Raw genomic sequence first — 16,080 nt, 5'->3', positions numbered from 1 at the left:
GTCGAGGCCACGCCGCGACTGCGCGAGGGCCTCGCGAGCCGGCTCGGCGACCGGGCCGCGGAGCGGACCTGGGCCGCGGCGAACGTACTGCTGACGACGCTGACGTTCCGGCCGCTCGGCGCCGCGACGACCGCCGTGCTGGCCGGGGCCCGGTACGCGGAGGTGCAGGCCCGCCGCAGGGCGTGGGGGGACTGGGCGCGCAGGCTGGCGGCGCACGAGGGTACGTACCGCCATGACGCGGTGCCCACCCATGAGCGGCCCGCTTCGCTGCCGCCCGGGCCGGGCGAGACGTACGCCAATGTGGCGGTGCCGGTGTCCGTCGCGGCGTACGGGCTCACCGCGGTCGGCACGCTCAGCCACGAGCGGGGGCTGGCGCTGCTGACCGCCGGGACACCGAGAGCCCCCCGGCTCGGCAGGGAGTCGTTCATCAGCTCGGTGGCGCGGGCGGTCTCCGACCGGGGGGCGCTGGTACTGCGACCGGAGGCGCTGCGCCGCCTCGACCGGATCGACACCGTCGTCCTCGACGCCCGGGTACTGGCCACCGGCGGGTGGACGGTCGAGCACCTGGCGCGCCTGGCGCCGCCCGACGGGCGGCCGGGAGAGGCGGAAGCCGGCCCGAACGGGGGACACGGCACGGGCGAGGCGGAAGCCGACGCCAACGTGGGAGAGGCGGAAGCCGGCCCCAACCTGGGAGCGGCGGAAGCCGGCCCCAACGTGGGAGAGGCGGAAGCCAGCCCCAACGTGGGAGAGGCGGAAGCCAGCCCGAACGGCGGACCCAGCCTGGACGAGGCGGAAGCAGACCCCAACGGCGAACACAGCCCGGACAGGGCGGAAGCCGATCCCAACGGCGAACGCCGCCCCGACGCGGCGGAGGACGGCCCGGACGACGACGAGATCCACGCGCGGATCCACGAGCTGATCGAGCCGGCCTGGCCGCCGGGATGGCGGCCCCGGCACGGCGCCGGGCGCGCGCGGCCGCCGCAGCCGTCGGGCTGGGCGTTGCGGCCGTACACCGGTGCGGACACCGTCCCGGGCGGTGTCGTGGTGTCCGAGGAGACGGCCGCGTCGGCGGCGCGGTGGGCCGAGGAGGGGGCGCAGGTCCTGCTCGTCCTGCGGGAGGGCAGGCCGGTCGCGGTGGCCGGGTTGATCCCCCAACTGCACGCGCTCGCCCACCACTTGGTGCGCGCGGCGGGTGAGTGCGGCCAGGTGCGGCTGGTGGGTGGCCCGCCCGGGCTGCACCGCCGGTTCGGCCTCCCCGAGGCGGCCCCCACCGGGCACCGCCGCACGGCCGCGCTGGTCCGCTCGCTCCAGGCGCAGGGCCATGGTGTCGCGGTGGTCTCGGCGCGGACCCGGCGTGCCCTCGCCCGTGCGGACCTGGGCATCGGAGTGCTCACCGGTCTGCGCCATGTGCCGTGGGACGCGCATGTCGCCGCCCCGCCCGATGTCGTCCATCTGCTGCTGACCGCCCTGCCGGAGGCCCGGCGGGTCGGCGTGCTGTGCACCCGTCTGGAAGGCGCCGGCGCCTTCGCGGGCTCGGGCCTCGCCCTCTTCGTCCCCCGCCCGGGGGCCTGGGCGCGGGCCCGCCTGGTGACCGACGCGGTGACCATCGCCGGGCTCACGGCGGGCTTCTGGGCGGGCTGGCGGTTGCGCGGCCGCCCGGCTCCGGCGGCCATCGAGCGTACGCCGTGGCACTCCATGACGGTACGTCAGGTGATGGCGCGGCTCGGCACCACCTCCCGGGGGCTGGACGAGGCCGAGGCCGCCCGGCGGCGTCAGTTCGAGGGCCGGGACCGGCACGACGGTGCCGTCAGCCTGATCGGCAGGTTCGCGGAGGAGATGGCCAATCCGCTCACGCCCATCCTGGCGATCGGCGGCGGCATCTCGGCGGCCCTCGGCTCCGTCCTGGACGCCGTGCTCATCGGCGGGGTCCTGGGGGTGGACGCGCTGGTGGGCGGGGTACAGCAGCAGAAGGCCGACCATGCGGCGCAGCGGCTGGTCGAAGCCACGTCGATGCGGGTGCGGGTGCGCCGCGCGGACCGGGACGAGGCGGTCGAGGCGGCCGCCGAGCACCTGGTGCGCGGCGACGTGATCGAGCTGCGGGCCGGTGACGCGGTCCCGGCCGACTGCCGGGTGGTGCGGGCGCAGGGGGTGGAGGCCGACGAGTCCAGCCTCACCGGCGAGTCGCTGCCGGTCGTGAAGACCGCCGCGCCGAGTGCGGCCCGGGCCGTCGCGGACCGGACGTCCATGCTCTACCAGGGGACGACGGTGGCGGCCGGTCACGCGCTCGCCGTGGTCGTCGCCACCGGGACCGCCACCGAGGCGGGCGGCGCGGCGGAGGCGGCCCCGCTGGAGGGGCCGCCGGAGAGCGGTGTGGAGCGGCGGCTGAAGGCCCTGGGCCGGTGGTTCCTGCCGATGTCCGTCGCCGCGGGGGTCGCCCTCCTCGCCGTAGAGATGCTGCGCAGGAGGCCGCTGGGCGCCGCCCTGGGGTCCGCGGTCAGCCTGTGCGTCGCCGCCGTACCCGAGGGGCTGCCCTTCGTCGCCACGGTCGCGGAGCTGGCCGCGGCCCGCCGGCTGTCCACCCGCGACACCCTCGTACGCAGCGCCTCCACCATCGAGGCGCTGGGCCGCACCGATGTGCTGTGCTTCGACAAGACCGGCACGCTCACCGAGGGCAGGATCAGCCTCCAGCAGGTGTCCGACGGGCTGGAGCGCCGTCCGCCCGACCGGCTCACCCCGGCGCTGCGCCGGATCCTCGCCACGGCCGCCCTGGCGGGTCCGCCGGGTCCCGCCGCTTCGCTCGCCCACCCCACCGACCGCGCCATCGCGTCCGGGGCCGAGCTGCTCGGTGCCGCCCCCGCCCGGGCCGCCGGGCTCCCCTCGGCCACCTGGGACCGGGTGACCGAGCTGCCGTTCGAGCCCGGCCGCGGCTTCCACGCCGTACTGGGGCGCTCCGGCCACCGGGCGCGGATCGTCGTCAAGGGCGCGCCCGAGGTCGTACTGGCCCGCTGCGACCGGATCCGCCGGGGCGGCGACAGCGAGCCCTTCGGCGACCGGCGGCGGGAGGAGATCGAGGCCGAGGTCGACCGGCTGGCCCGGCAGGGCCTGCGGGTCCTCGCCGTCGCCGAGCGCGTCCTGCCTCCGGACGCGCCGCGGGACGACACCGCGCTCGCCGATCTCGCGGACGTCAGCGACGAGAGCCTCGACCAACTGTGTCTGCTGGGCCTGCTGGGGCTCGCGGACCCGGTGCGGGCCACGGCGGCCGAGAGCGTGAACCGGCTGGCGGAGGCCGGGGTGCGCATCGTCATGGTCACCGGGGACCATCCCAGCACCGCCGCCGCGATCGCCAGGGAACTGCGGCCCGAGGAGGAACCGCGGCTGATGACCGGGGCGGAGCTGGACTCCCTCGACGACGCCGCGCTCGCGCGGACCCTGCCGCGCATCACCGTGTTCGCCCGGGTCACCCCGGCGCACAAGGTACGTATCGTCACCGCCCTGCGCGCGGCCGGCCGGGTCGTCGCCGTCACCGGTGACGGCGCCAACGACGCGCCCGCCATCCGGATCGCCGACGTCGGCATCGCCCTCGGGTCCCGGGCGACGCCGGCGGCCCGCTCCGCCGCCGACATGGTGGTCACCGACGACCGCATCGAGACCATCGTGGACGCCTTCGTCGAGGGCCGGGCCATGTGGGCCTCGGTGCGCAAGGCGCTGGGCATCCTGCTCGGCGGCAACGTCGGGGAGATCATCTTCACCCTGGCGACCAGTCTGCTCACCGGGCGCAGTGCGCTGAACGCACGCCAGCTCCTCCTGGTCAACCTGCTCACGGACATGCTGCCCGCCATGGCCATCGCCGCCCGGCCGCCGGTCGGTCACGCGGGGAAGCTGCTCGCGGAGGGGCCCGAGGCCTCGCTCGGCGCGGCCCTCACCCGACACATCCGGCTGCGTGCCATCATCACCACGGCGGCGGCGACCGCCGCCTGGGTGGCCGCCCGGGCGACCGGCACCCGGGGGCGCGCCGACACCGTCGCCCTGGTCGCCCTCGTGTCCTCCCAGCTGTTCCAGACGCTGGCGGACGCGGGCCGCGACCCGGTGGTCGCCGCGGCCGTGGTGGGTTCCCTGGTGGTGCTGGGCGTGGTCGTGACCGTGCCGGGGCTCAGCCACTTCTTCGGCAGCCGGCCCCTGGGTCCCGCGGGCTGGACGATCGCTCTGACGTCGGCCGTGGGCTCCGTCGTGCTGCCCGCCGTGGTGCAGGGCGCCGCGGGTTTCGCCACGCGGGAGGGGCAAGCGGAGGGGCAAGCGGAGGGGCGAATCGTACCGGAAAGGGAAAGTTCACCCCGAAGTCACTTTGGCGCCGCCTCCCGGAAGTCGTGAGACCGCACAAAGGAGCGGTACCAGCACGACGCACACGAAAGGCGGCTGGACATGCCGCACATCCTCGCCACTGTTCTGACCCAGGTGGCGGTCGCTCTCCTCGAGGCCGCCCTGATCCGCCTGTCCATCCAGCTCTGGAAGGCGCTCGTCGACAGCGGGCGGCCGGTGGCCGCTCACGTCTGACCCGGTATCGGGCACAACCCCTGCCCTTTTGCCGAAATTAGGTGGTTTGTCACGGCGCAGGGGTGGAAGCGTGGAGAGGGAAGGACACATCCACACGCTTCCCAGCAGGGGAGGACGGAGATGACTTCCCCGCAGACCCAGCCAGAACAACCACCGACCCAGGAACAGCGAGCCCAGACCGCGACGGCCCCGGCACAGGGGCAGACCACGGTGGCTCCCACACCCGCCCAGGCGCAGCAGCCGCCCGAGGCTCCCGCGGAGCGCCGCGAGGAGCAGGCACGGGGCCTGGAGCCCCCGGCGGTCGGCAAGGTGGTGCACCTGCACACCGCGCACCCGCGGGTTCCCATCCCCTACGTGACCCCGGGCGACCTGTTCAGCGGCGCCCGCAAGGGCGCTGGACTGCTTCCCTCGCCCCGCAAGATGGTCTACTACGGGATCCTCGGCGGCATGACCGTGGCCGGAGCCCTGCAGTGGCCGGTCGCCGTGGCCATCGGCGCCGCCACCGAAGTGGTCACCCGCGAGCAGGCGGCGCGGCAACGGGCCGAGCAGCAGCAGGAGGAGCAGCGCCGGCGACCGGAGACCGAGCCTTCCGCCCGGACGGAAACCACCCAGCCCACACAGCCCACCCAGCCCGCGCAGACAGCGACGGCATGAGCGACGCATGCACGTCGTGAACGCCGCTGGACCGGCCTGATGGGTGTGCCAGACCGGCTGCGGCTACGGCGGGCGGGTGGGACGGGGGCGCGGACAGCACCGCGCCCCCGCGGTCTCAGCCCTAGCCGCAGTGGATGCCGGGGTACCGGTTCCAATGGGAGGGGAACGCCGGGCTGAGTTTTGGCTCCCATGCAAGCAGGGCAAGCAGGGCAAGCTGACAGCCTTCGGCTGCGACGGACCGACGGCAACCTTTTCGGACCCCGCGACCACTGATGGGGCGGGAGCTCCCTCCATCGGAGCCTCACGCGAACGCGCGTTCTCCCGAACTACGTAAGGGCTCATCCGTGGCGTCGCCTTCTCACCGCCGTTCTCCCCGTCGTTCTCCCCGTCGCTCTCTCCGCAAGCGGCGCACCGTCCTCATCTCCGCCGGCGTGGCGGCCGTCGCGCTCGTCATATCCCTGGCCGTGGCTTTCCAACCCGACCGCGAGGACGATGACGGGAATGCGTCGGCCAGGTCCGTCGCCGACGCCCCGACGACCGCTCCTCCCACGACGCCAGGGCGGAAACCGTCCACGGCGCCCCCGACCCCGACGGCCCGCGCGACCACCCCGGCGGCCACCGCTACCGCCGCGGCGACGCGGCCATCGGCCCCTTCTACGACCACTCCGCAGACGGCTTCCGCCGCGGCACCGCTGGCGGGACGGATTCGGCCCGAAGTCGACCACCGAGGAGTCGCCACCGTCTACGACGCCGGGACCGGCGACGGTGCCTGCTCGTACGGCCCGAGCGACGACCTCATGATCGCGGCGATGAACCACACCGACTACGAGGTGTCCAAGGCGTGCGGGGCGTACGTGCTCGTCCGTGCGGCGGGCGGAGCCTCCGTCACGGTCCGGATCACCAACGAATGCCCACTGCCCTGCGCACCCGGGCAACTCGACCTCAGCGCGCAGGCCTTCGCCAAGCTGGCCGACCCGTCGCGCGGCCGGATCCCGATCACGTGGACCCTGCTGAGCCCCGGCACGCCCGACACGATCTCGATCCGGTACAAGACCGGGTCCAGCCGCTGGTGGTGCGGCGTCCAGGCGATCGGCCACCGGAACCCGCTGGCGCGGCTGGAGGTGCGCACCGGCAGCGGCTGGACCCGGCTGCCGCGTACCGAGTACAACTACTTCCTCTCCGAGCAGGGCAGCGGGTGTGGCGGCGCGATCAGGATCACCGACATCTACGGAGAACAACTGACGGTCGACGGGATCGCGCTACGGCCGGACGTCGTACAGCCGACCCGCGTCCAGTTCGCCGAACACTGACCCCGCCGCATGCTCAGTGCGTTTGGCGGAGCCCCGCGATGAGGAGCTCGACCAGTCGACGTGCGTCGTAACGGGGATCACTGTCCGCGCCGGCGGCGTCCGGTGCGGCGAGTGGGGGCACCTCCCACGCCCTTGAGGCAGTGGGGGAGCGTGCCAGGCGTCGCGACGGGGTGAATGTCGAATGTCGGGGCACTGCGTAGCGCGCGTGGGCGCCCACCCGCTCGGCGTGTCCACGTGTCTGTCGGCTCTTACCTGCCGCTCTTACCTGCCGCGCGAGGTCAGGCGTTTGACCTCCTGGGCGGCTTCGTGTGCCGCCTGTTCGGCCCGGGCCAGGGCGTCGGCGGCCGTATGACGGCGTTTCTCGGCTTCCCGCTGTTCCTGGTCGGCGCGCTGGAGTGCCTCGCGGGCCTGCCGCAGCTGCTGCTCGGCCGCGGACACCTGCTGACGGGCCTGGTCGTAGCCCTCCCGTGCCCGCCGCAGCGACGTGTCGGCGTCCGCTTGTTCGGCGCGCCGGTCGCGGAGGCGCTGCTGGGCGGCCTTGGCTTCCCTGCGGGCCTGATCGAGCTGCTGCTGCTTCTGGCGGCGGCGCTCGGCGAGTTCGTCCTTCGCCTGCGTCCGCGACGGGGGCGGAGGGGCCGGCCTGGGGGGCTTGTGCGGTGGGCCGGCTGTCGCGGCGGTGCCGGATGCGAAGGCCGAGGGCGGAGTGAGGGCGTTCTCCAGACGGCCGGTGGCCCAGCGGTCTGCCGCGTCCTGGTCGGCGAGCACGGCACGCAGCGTGGACTCGACGTCCTGCTGCGCCATGTCCGACAGCCGATGCCCGGCCTCACGAGCGAGCTGCGCGGCCTGCCGGGACAGGCCGGAGACGATACGTCGGCGCTGCTCGGACAGCTCCTTGATCCCGCCGGCGTCCAGGGTTCGGTAGGCCTCGCGCAGCGCCCGGCCCAGCTGCAGGAACTGCTCGCTCTCATCCGGTCGCGAGCGCAGCAGCAGGTTCGCCGCCCAGGCCGCGAGCGTGGGGCGGCGGGCGGCATGGATCCGGCGGGCATCCTCCACCCGGCCGGCCGTCCGTGCCTCGGCCGCCAGCTCCTCACGACGGGAGACGAAGGCGGGCGGGGGCGTGGCGTAGAGCTCGTCGAGAACCGCGTCCACATCGGGCACTACCAGAAGCTACCCGAGAATGCACCCAATATCGGCATATCGCACCCACAAGAACAAAAAGGGAGGGAAACCGAGGCTCGCCCGGCGCGCATTCATTCAGGCCGCCTGCGGATCACGGGCTCATTCGCAGGTGATCTCGTCACGCGGGACGTAGTGGGTGCGGAACGGCTCCCGCTTCACTTCCCGGCCGTCGTTGTAGAAGACCCGCTCGACGGTGACGTCGAAGCCCTCGAGCGGGGTTTGCGGGACGCACTCCTCGTCGGTGCTCACCTTCTCCGCCGGCTCCTTCACCTGGGTGCGCGGACCCTTGACCGACTTGATCTCGTCGTACTTCTCGGTGCCGAGGAAGGTGATGGTCACGGAGGTGTCGGTGGACTCTGCCTGCATGTAGATGGCGTTGCCGGAGTCGTTGGTGAACCTGAGATCGAGGCTGCCCCAGGCGACCGTCGCCTCGCGGCCCTCCGGGTAACGCTCGATGTAGAAGGAGTGGGCGCCGTACTCCACGGGCTTCACCCCGGCGAAGAACATCGCGTTGAAGACGGTCGTGGCCACGGCGGAGACACCCCCGCCGGACGCCTTGGTGAACTGGTCGTTGAGGATGATGATGCCCTCGACGAAGCCGTTGGCCTCGGTCCGCTCGCCGACGGTCCGGTTGAAGCTCCAGGTCTCGTTCGGCATGACGACGGAGCCGTTGATGAGTTCCACGGCCCGGCCGACGTTCGTCGAGCGGTATGGGGCCGGTTCGAAGGTGACGGTGAAGGAGGACAACTTCTCCGTCAGCCCCAGCCGCGCGGCGTTCTCGCGGGTCACTTCCGGCTGGGTCTTGCGCGTGGCCACTTCGCCGGTGCGGTCGGCGCCCGACTTGGTGAGCAGCGGCATCACGGCCTTGCTCAGCGCCTTGTCGGTGACCTCCTGGCCGATTCTGCCGTCGGCGGCCACTGCGACCTTGTCGCCGTCGAGCCGCAGCGTGGCGTTTTCGGCCCTGCCGACGACATCGGCCAGGGGGCGGGCCACCGCGGGGTCGGCGAGCAGTCCCTTGCCGTCCAGCTTCGGTATCAGCCTGCCCTTGTCGTCCGGCCGCATCGCCAGGTATGCGCTCAGGACGGTCTGGTCGACCGTGAACCGCCTGCCGCCCGCAGTGAGCGTGATGGGCGCCGACACGGCCGGCCGCGCGAACTCGCGCACCGCCCGCCGTACCTCTTCCGCCGTGACCTTCGGCTTGGTCTCGCGGGCGGGCAGGGCCGTGACCGAGTCCGCCTCGCCGCGCAGGAAGGAGGTGCGCAGGGTGCCCACCGCGGCGTCCACGTCCAACGCGTGCCCGCTGCGCGGAGCGACCTGCTCGACGTGGCCGTCGGTGAAGGTGATCGCGCCGTCGCGGACCTTTTGATCAAGTGTCTTCGACAGCTTCCCGAGGGCGGCGCGGGTCTTGTCCTCGTCGACGCGTACGACCGGCTCGATGTCACCGCCCGAGCGGAAGAGCCCGCCGATCGCGCTGAACGGATCAGCGCCGGTGCGCGCCGCGCGGTCGACGGTCTGCCGGGCGTCGAAGCTGAGTCCGGCCTGCTGCGGATCGACCGCACCTCTGCGGTCGCCGACCGTCACGGCCAGATCCCGTGAACCGGACGCCGCCAGGTGCTTCTCCAGCTTCCGGGTGGCCTCCGCACGGCTCAGACCCCCGATGTCCACACCGCGCACGGTCGTACCCGCGTCGATCTCACCGCCCGTGAGCAGCAGACCGGCGAGATACAGACCGCCGACGCCGACGGTCAGCGCACCGCCGACCAGGGCGAGGGGCGGAACGGAGGCAATGCGGGAGCGCATGAGTCTCCAGGATGATCGAAAGGAAGGACGGTGCATCCGATGACGCGGCACTGTGTGCGGGGCAGCACACCAAGCTACCCACAATCGGGCGGTGAAGGTGTACGTCTCACGTCACGCCAGGCGCAGCGCAGCCGACACCGACACGGTCGCCGACCGCGTACATGATCTGCTGGGCGGTGCTTCAGGTGCGAGGAACGTGTCATGGCGTCATGTTCTTGTCGGTTAGTTCGGTGGAGGCGGGGCTGTCAAGCGTTGTGCCGGGGAGCGGCTTCGGGGGTGCGCCAGGGCCTCCACCACGCCCCCGCACCCCTTACGCCCTGCTCATGGCCCGCTGCACCCGGCCTGCAACACTGGGCCGCATGGCACGCGAGCGGCAGAACGGCAACGGCGGCAACGGCGGCAACGGCAGCAACGAACTGGGAACCTTCCTGCGGGCTCGCCGCACCCGGGTGACCCCCGAGGAGGCCGGACTGCCGGCCGGCCCCGGACCGCGGCGCACTCCCGGGCTGCGCCGTGAGGAGCTGGCCACGCTCGCCGGGGTCAGCGTCGATTACTACGTACGCCTGGAGCGCGGCAAGGAGAGCAACCCCAGCCCCTCCGTCGTCGACGCCCTCGCCCGGGCCCTGCGCCTGCACCCGGCCGAGCACAAGCACCTGCGCGAGCTCGTCGCCCAGGCCGCGGGCAGCGCACCCGTGGAGTCCGGTTCCCTGTCCACCCGGGCCGTCCCGCCCGGGACCGAGCTGATGCTGGAGAACCTCCGGCCCTACCCGGCGTACGTGGTCGGGCGCACCATGGACATCCTCGCCTGCAACCCCAGCGGGCTGCGGCTGTTCGCCGGGATGGCGGACTGGCCGGCGAAGCAGCGCAACGTGGTGCGCTACGTCTTCCTCCACCCCAACGCGACGACGCTGTTCGACGACTGGGACGAGCAACTCCGTGCCGCCGTGGGCCGCTTGCGCGCACTGCACAGCCTGGAGCCCGACGCCCCGGACCTGGCCGAACTCGTCGACGAACTCCTCAAGAAAAGCCCGGGGTTCACCGACCTGTGGGAGCGTTACGACGTGCGCTGGCACACCCACGGCACCAAGACCTTCCACCACCCCGAGGTCGGCGACCTCACGCCCGGCTACCAGTCCATGCAGCTCGAAGGCACCCCCGGGCACCGGTTCATCGCCTACTACGCCGAACCCGGCACCCCCGACCACGACAAGCTGGTCCTCCTCGACATGTCGGGGGTCGAGCAGACGGTCAGGGCTGGATGAGGACCTTGAGCGCCGTCCGGTCGGCCATCGCTCCGTAGCCGTCCGGTACGTCGTCGAAGCCGACCGTGCGGTCGAACACCCGGCCCGGCTCGACCTTCCCCTCCAGCACGTCCGGGAGAAGTTCCTCGATGTAGGCCCGGGCCGGAGCGGCGCCACCGGTGACGGTGAGGTTCTTCATGATCGTGTCCATGCCGAGCGGGACTTCGGTGTACTGCGGCACGCCGAGGCGGCTGATGACACCGCCGTCGCGGACGATGCCGAGGGCGGTGTGCATCGACTGCTCGGCGCCGACGGCCTCCACGACCGCCTGCGTGCCGTCGCCGCCGGTCAACTCCCGTACGCGCTCGATGCCTTCCTCGCCGCGCTCGGGGACGACATCGGTGGCGCCGAACTCGCGGCCGAGGTCGGTGCGGTCCTTGTGCCGGCCCATCAGGATGATCTGCTCGGCGCCGAGCCGCTTGGCGGCCAGTACGGCACACAGGCCGACCGCGCCGTCGCCGATGACCGTCACCGACTTGCCCGGGCCGACCCGGGAGGTCACCACGCCGTGGTGGCCGGTGCAGTACACGTCGGAGAGCGTGAGCAGGGAGGGCAGCAGCGCGGAGTCCGCACCGACGGGCAGCCTCACCAGCGTGCCCTCGGCCTGCGGCACGCGCACGGCCTCGCCCTGGCCGCCGTCCACACCGTTCAGGCCCCACTGGCCGCCGTGGCGGCAGGAGGTGTGCAGGCCCTCGCCGCAGAAGTCGCAGCTGTTGTCGGCCCACAAGAACGGCGCCACCACCAGGTCACCGCGCTGCAGTCCGGACACCTCTGAGCCGACATCCTCGACGACGCCCAGGAACTCGTGTCCCATACGGCGCCCCTGCGGGGTGGCGGGCATCTGGGTGTACGGCCACAGGTCGCTGCCGCAGATGCAGGAGGCCGTCACGCGTACGACGGCGTCGGTGGGGTTCTGGATCTTCGGGTCGGGGACGTTCTCGACGCGGACGTCGCCGGCGCCGTACATCACTGTTGCTCGCATGGTGTTTCTCCTGTTGCTCAGTGGGTCGTTCAGTGAGCGGGGGTGCGCGGGGCGCGGTACTGCTCGTCGGTGACCTTCTCCAGCCACGTCGTCTCGGGACCGCCGTCGCCGCGGCCCTCCCACAGGGCGAGGTGACCTCGTCGGCGGTCGCCTTGACCTCGTCGGCGACGCACGCGGCAGGGAAACGGCGCTTCCCGCCGCCTCCACTCTCCGCGTCCGAGGCTCGCGGTGGCAGGCCGCGCTGTGCCGGGGAGTGCTGTTCGGGGGAGTGACAGGGCCCCCCAGACGCCTCCCGCGCAGGTCACGGCGTGGTGACACTGAAGTAAATGACACGTGAGCACACCGCCGACGGCGGCACCGAGCTGGGGCGCTTCCTGCGCGCCCGCCGCGCCCGGGTGACCCCCGCCGAGGCCGGGCTCGCGGTCGGCTCCGGGGTACGGCGCACGCCGGGGCTGCGCCGCGAAGAACTGGCCACCCTCGCCGGAATCAGCATCGACTACTACACCCGCCTGGAACGCGGCAAGGAGACCCGCCCCAGCCCGTCCGTCGTCGACGCCCTCGCCCGGCCCTGCGCCTGGAGGACGACGAGCACGAGCATCTGCGCAGCCTCGCGGCGCGCGCCGCCCGCAGCGCCCCCGAACCCCCGGCCGCCCCGTCACGGACGGTGCGCCCCGGCGTGAAACTGCTGCTCGAGGGCATGCGCCCGTACCCCTCCCACGTGGTCAGCCGTACCAACGACCTGCTCGCCCACAACCCGAGCGGGCTGCGCCTGTTCGCGGGTATCGAGGACTGGTCGGCCAAGGACCGCAACGTCGCCCGCTACGTCTTCCTCCACCCCGCCGCACGCGACCTGTTCGACGACTGGCACAACCAGGTCCGCGGCTGCGTCGCCCGGCTCAGGGCGCTCGCGGGCACCTACCCCGACGCCCCCGACCTGACCCGGCTCGCCGGTGAACTCCTCCTCAAGAGCCCCGACTTCGCCCGCCTGTGGGAACGCTACGACGTCAAGGGCCGCAGCCGCGGCCGCAAGACCTTCCACCACCCCGAGGTCGGCGACCTCACCCTCGGCTACCAGTCCATGGGACTGGACGGCACCCCCGGCCACCGTCTGATCACGTACTACGCCGAGCGGGACACACCCGAGTACGACGCCCTGGTCCTCCTCGACATGCTGGGCTCCCAGCCCTCACCGCCCAGGCCGACGCAGACGGACCACTCGTCGCCCACGGCCCAGGACGAAGCTGCACCACACCCACCGGAGCCTGAGCTACAAGGCTTCCCACCTGCCCACAGGGGACGCGACCCGCGTGTGCGATCGCTCATGCGCAGGACCACGCCGAAATCCCCTGCAGGGCGGCCAGGCGTTTGGCCACCGTGATCTGTTCCCTGCGGGTGGCCAGGTCCGCACGCGGGGCGTATTTGAGTCCGCCTGCCGCGGCCCAGCTGGATTGCATGAACTGCAGGCCGCCGTAGTGGCCGTTACCGGTGTTCGCCTTCCAGTTACCGCCGGACTCGCACTCAGCGATGGCGTCCCAGTCAGGCCCGGCCTGAGCGGACGGCAGGGCCTCCGCTGTGGCTGTGAAACCCAGTATCACCGCGGTCGTCAAGACTACGAGTGCTGTAGCGGCCCTGCGGCGGCGACAGCTGTCAACGTTGCTCAGATCGGCTTTCTGTGACGAGATCATGTGCATACTGTTACATTAAGTTACAGAAAGTGGCTAACTGGCACGTGGGCTGGTACGCCAAAAGAGGTGGAATCAGCTACTCGCCGGCGCGCGCCATGAGCAGCAGCAGGGCGATCGCGCAACAGGTCGTCGTAGGTGTGCTGACCAGGAGCAGGCCGGCGGGACGCAGCACGCGGCGCGTCTCGGCCAGGGCAGCGTGCACATCCTGCTCCGTCAGACGGTGGGGCAGCGAGTTGTCGGCGCAGACGACGGTGTCGAACAGGCCGTCGGGAAACGGGAGGCGCCGCATGTCGGCTGCGGCCGTGCGCAGCGTCAGGCTCCGGCGCGCGGCCTCACGGGCGGCGCGGGCGGCGGCGCGGGGGCTGGTGCGTCTCGGCTGCCGACGAGGAGCAGGACGGGGGCTGCGACGTGCTGCAGGGCGTCGCCGGCCAGGTCCGGCAACGATCGGGCCGGTCGGCCTCGGGCCTGGTCGGCCTCGTCCCCGGCGGTCAGATCGGCTGTGGGTGGCCGAAGAGCAGGTCGTAGCCCGGCGGGAGCTGGAGCAGAATCCGCTGGGTCAACTCTTCGCCCGCGGTGTCGGCCACGACGCTGAGCACGGCGCTGACGTCCCAGGTTGCGGTCTTCTCGGTGGCGCCTTCGATCCAGGCCGCGGTCGCCCGGATGAACCGTTCGGGCGAGAGCGGTTCATGTGCCTGGAGAGGGTTGAGCAGGATGCCCGCCAGCGTCTCGGGGAGCCGGGCGGCCAGCTCCTGGCGCACTTCGCCCACCAGATGGGCGCCGAGCAGAGCGAGGACTGCCCGGGAGACGCGCTCCGCCTCCGCCTGTGTGGGGTACTCGCCGCGTTCTTGGACGGCGGACAGGAAAGCGTCCCAGTCCGTGCGCATGATGTCCTCCCGAACGGACGGTCACGGCTGCGAAAGGGTTCGCTGCCCGGCGGGAGCCCCATGCCCGGGCACCCACCGGTGGCTGCGGGGTTCAGAGGCTGATCTGCTGGGAGGCGGCGTCGTCCCGGCATCGCCGCGGTGCCCAGCACCTGACGGTGCACACGGCGACAACTCCTGTATACAACGCCATCAGAGATGTCGCCAAGCAGCGGCTCAAGTCCTCCGCTCAGGCTGATCGCCGCCGCGGTCAGTCGGCTGGACCCGATGGTGCCGACAACGGTGCCCCGGTCCCCCACCTTCTGGCGCATGCCTCGACGCGTGAACCTGGGTGCAGCATGCGACATGACCTCTCCATTAGCGTGGACCACAGCAGGACACCGCGGCGAAGGGACAATCCCATGCGGGTCGGAGTACTGACCGGTGGCCGTGACTGCCCCGGTCTCAACGCCGTCATCCGCGGCATCGTCCGCAAGGGCGTGCAGGAGTACGGCTACGAGTTCGTCGGCCTCCGGGACGGCTGGCTCGGTGCACTGCAGGGCGACACAGTCCCTCTCGACATCCCCACCGTGCGCGGCATCCTGCCCCGCGGCGGTACCATCCTCGGCTCCTCGCGCACCGATCCGTTCAGGCAGGAGGACGGCGCCCGCCGCATCAAGGACACGCTCGCCCAGCGGGAGATCGACGGGCTCGTCGTGATCGGCGGCGCGGACACCCTGGGCGTGGCCGCGCGCCTGTGGCAGGAGTACGGCGTGCCGTGCGTCGGCGTACCGAAGACGATCGACAACGACATGTCCGCCACGGACAGCACCCTCGGCTTCGACACCGCGGTCAACACCGCCACGGCGGCGATCGACCGGCTGCACACCACCGCCGAGTCCCACATGCGCGTGCTCGTCGTCGAGGTGATGGGGCGGAACGCCGGCTGGATCGCGGTGCACTCGGGCCTGGCCGGCGGCGCGAACGTCATCCTCATCCCCGAGCAGCCCTTCGACCTCGACCAGGTGTGCGCCTGGGTGACGTCCCGCTTCCGGGCCTCCTACGCCCCGATCGTGGTCGTCGCCGAGGGAGCCCGGCCGAAGGAGGACGACCTGGCGTTCAGGACCGACTCGCCGGCCTCTCCCGGACCGGTGCACCTCTCCGGCGTAGGCGAGTGGCTCGCCAGGGAGATCGAGAAGCGCACCGGCAAGGAGGCCCGTACCACGGTCCTAGGGCACGTCCAGCGAGGCGGCTCGCCCACCCCCTTCGACCGCTGGCTGGCCACCCGCTTCGGCCTGCACGCCATCGACTGCGTGCGCGAAGGCGACTTCGGCATGATGGTCGCCCTGCGCGGCACCGACATCGTCCGTGTCCCGATCGCTCGGGCCACGGCCAAGCTGAAGACGGTGGACCCGAGGCTGTACGAGGAAGTCGGGGTGTTCTTCGGCTGAGCGGCCGACGCGACGACGCCGGCTTTCGGCACACCTGCCCACCTCGCGCGGGTGTGTCTGGCGGGCGGCAAGATGCGGAAGTGGTCATTTGCGGTCAATGTGGGACAAAGGTCGTGGCCGGTCACCGGCCGATCCTTGCTGAGCATCGGACTAGCCGAAGGAAACGCGATGATCGTAGGTTCAGACATGCTCGTTCCGGCACTGCGTGAGGTCCGCAAGGCTGAAGTCGCGCTTGCCGACCGCTTCAAAGCCCACCTCGCAGGAACGCCCGCCGGGGAGTACCGGGAGCTCCTGGAGCGCCGTGCCG

The 16,080-nt window shown here is 72.2% G+C and carries 12 protein-coding genes and 2 pseudogenes; 7 read left to right on the top strand and 7 right to left on the bottom strand.

Translation table 11 applies throughout. The features are described 5' to 3' along the window. The 4 genes from CLM62_RS43430 to CLM62_RS43420 form a co-directional block, all read left to right on the top strand. The coding region (locus CLM62_RS43430; protein WP_257004433.1) for an HAD-IC family P-type ATPase at positions 1 to 4,368 on the top strand (4,368 nt) is incomplete at its 5' end. A gap of 51 nt (positions 4,369 to 4,419) precedes the next feature. Next, a complete protein-coding gene (locus CLM62_RS52475; RefSeq protein ID WP_257004432.1) occupies positions 4,420 to 4,551 on the top strand; it encodes a hypothetical protein in 132 nt (43 codons plus the stop codon). Between the two features lie 120 nt (positions 4,552 to 4,671). Further along, positions 4,672 to 5,205 (top strand): hypothetical protein, encoded by a 534-nt coding sequence (locus CLM62_RS43425; protein WP_095755410.1) that lies wholly within the window; start codon positions 4,672 to 4,674, stop codon positions 5,203 to 5,205. Positions 5,206 to 5,549: 344 nt separating this feature from the next. Then, the gene (locus tag CLM62_RS43420; RefSeq protein ID WP_257004431.1) at positions 5,550 to 6,515 is read left to right on the top strand and encodes an expansin EXLX1 family cellulose-binding protein; all 966 of its coding nucleotides are present in this window, start codon (positions 5,550 to 5,552) and stop codon (positions 6,513 to 6,515) included. Positions 6,516 to 6,776: 261 nt separating this feature from the next. Here the strand turns inward: CLM62_RS43420 and CLM62_RS43415 are convergent, their stop codons facing one another. Then, positions 6,777 to 7,664 carry a hypothetical protein gene (locus CLM62_RS43415; RefSeq protein WP_095755408.1) on the bottom strand — a complete coding sequence of 296 codons (888 nt, stop codon included), beginning with the start codon at positions 7,662 to 7,664 and terminating at the stop codon, positions 6,777 to 6,779. Between the two features lie 129 nt (positions 7,665 to 7,793). Then, on the bottom strand, positions 7,794 to 9,494 hold the full coding sequence (locus CLM62_RS43410; protein ID WP_095755407.1) for a VanW family protein: 1,701 nt from the start codon (positions 9,492 to 9,494) through the stop codon (positions 7,794 to 7,796). A gap of 359 nt (positions 9,495 to 9,853) precedes the next feature. Between CLM62_RS43410 and CLM62_RS43405 the strand changes: the two genes are divergently transcribed. Further along, a complete protein-coding gene (locus CLM62_RS43405) occupies positions 9,854 to 10,756 on the top strand; it encodes a helix-turn-helix transcriptional regulator (RefSeq protein WP_095755406.1) in 903 nt (300 codons plus the stop codon). On the opposite strand, the gene CLM62_RS43400 is transcribed toward CLM62_RS43405, so the two are convergent. Together CLM62_RS43400 and CLM62_RS43395 are read right to left on the bottom strand one after the other, a co-directional pair. Further along, positions 10,743 to 11,777 (bottom strand): zinc-binding dehydrogenase, encoded by a 1,035-nt coding sequence (locus CLM62_RS43400; protein WP_095755405.1) that lies wholly within the window; start codon positions 11,775 to 11,777, stop codon positions 10,743 to 10,745. The two genes, CLM62_RS43405 and CLM62_RS43400, sit on opposite strands and share 14 nt — an antisense overlap. Before the next feature lie 29 nt (positions 11,778 to 11,806). After that, on the bottom strand, positions 11,807 to 11,950 hold the full coding sequence (locus tag CLM62_RS43395; protein WP_257004430.1) for a hypothetical protein: 144 nt from the start codon (positions 11,948 to 11,950) through the stop codon (positions 11,807 to 11,809). A gap of 153 nt (positions 11,951 to 12,103) precedes the next feature. Between CLM62_RS43395 and CLM62_RS43390 the strand changes: the two are divergent. Next, positions 12,104 to 12,975: pseudogene (locus CLM62_RS43390) on the top strand (helix-turn-helix transcriptional regulator); the annotation flags it as partial. 121 nt (positions 12,976 to 13,096) lie between these two features. On the opposite strand, the gene CLM62_RS43385 reads toward CLM62_RS43390, so the two are convergent. The 3 genes and pseudogenes from CLM62_RS43385 to CLM62_RS43375 form a co-directional block, all read right to left on the bottom strand. After that, positions 13,097 to 13,462 (bottom strand): transglycosylase family protein, encoded by a 366-nt coding sequence (locus tag CLM62_RS43385; RefSeq protein WP_095755411.1) that lies wholly within the window; start codon positions 13,460 to 13,462, stop codon positions 13,097 to 13,099. A 101-nt stretch (positions 13,463 to 13,563) separates the two neighbouring features. Further along, a pseudogene (locus tag CLM62_RS43380) lies at positions 13,564 to 13,826 on the bottom strand (class I SAM-dependent methyltransferase); the annotation flags it as partial. 124 nt (positions 13,827 to 13,950) lie between these two features. Continuing rightward, positions 13,951 to 14,346, bottom strand: coding sequence for a DUF2267 domain-containing protein (locus CLM62_RS43375; RefSeq protein ID WP_095755404.1), 396 nt, complete (start codon positions 14,344 to 14,346; stop codon positions 13,951 to 13,953). Positions 14,347 to 14,744: 398 nt separating this feature from the next. Between CLM62_RS43375 and CLM62_RS43370 the strand changes: the two genes are divergently transcribed. Beyond that, on the top strand, positions 14,745 to 15,773 hold the full coding sequence (locus CLM62_RS43370; protein WP_095755403.1) for a 6-phosphofructokinase: 1,029 nt from the start codon (positions 14,745 to 14,747) through the stop codon (positions 15,771 to 15,773). Positions 15,774 to 16,080: the final 307 nt, after the last annotated feature.

It is taken from the genome of Streptomyces sp. SA15 (genome assembly GCF_002291145.1).
Lineage (GTDB): Bacteria > Actinomycetota > Actinomycetes > Streptomycetales > Streptomycetaceae > Streptomyces.
This window is presented reverse-complemented; position numbering and strand designations above follow the sequence as displayed.

What these genes read in the sequence shown, in the direction of transcription:
- CLM62_RS52475 (WP_257004432.1), top strand. Translation starts at nt 4,420, where the DNA reads ATGCCGCACATCCTCGCCACTGTTCTGACCCAGGTGGCGGTCGCTCTC.
- CLM62_RS43425 (WP_095755410.1), top strand. Translation starts at nt 4,672, where the DNA reads ATGACTTCCCCGCAGACCCAGCCAGAACAACCACCGACCCAGGAACAG.
- CLM62_RS43410 (WP_095755407.1), bottom strand. Translation starts at nt 9,494, where the DNA reads ATGCGCTCCCGCATTGCCTCCGTTCCGCCCCTCGCCCTGGTCGGCGGT.
- CLM62_RS43405 (WP_095755406.1), top strand. Translation starts at nt 9,854, where the DNA reads ATGGCACGCGAGCGGCAGAACGGCAACGGCGGCAACGGCGGCAACGGC.
- CLM62_RS43400 (WP_095755405.1), bottom strand. Translation starts at nt 11,777, where the DNA reads ATGCGAGCAACAGTGATGTACGGCGCCGGCGACGTCCGCGTCGAGAAC.
- CLM62_RS43385 (WP_095755411.1), bottom strand. Translation starts at nt 13,462, where the DNA reads ATGATCTCGTCACAGAAAGCCGATCTGAGCAACGTTGACAGCTGTCGC.
- CLM62_RS43375 (WP_095755404.1), bottom strand. Translation starts at nt 14,346, where the DNA reads ATGCGCACGGACTGGGACGCTTTCCTGTCCGCCGTCCAAGAACGCGGC.
- CLM62_RS43370 (WP_095755403.1), top strand. Translation starts at nt 14,745, where the DNA reads ATGCGGGTCGGAGTACTGACCGGTGGCCGTGACTGCCCCGGTCTCAAC.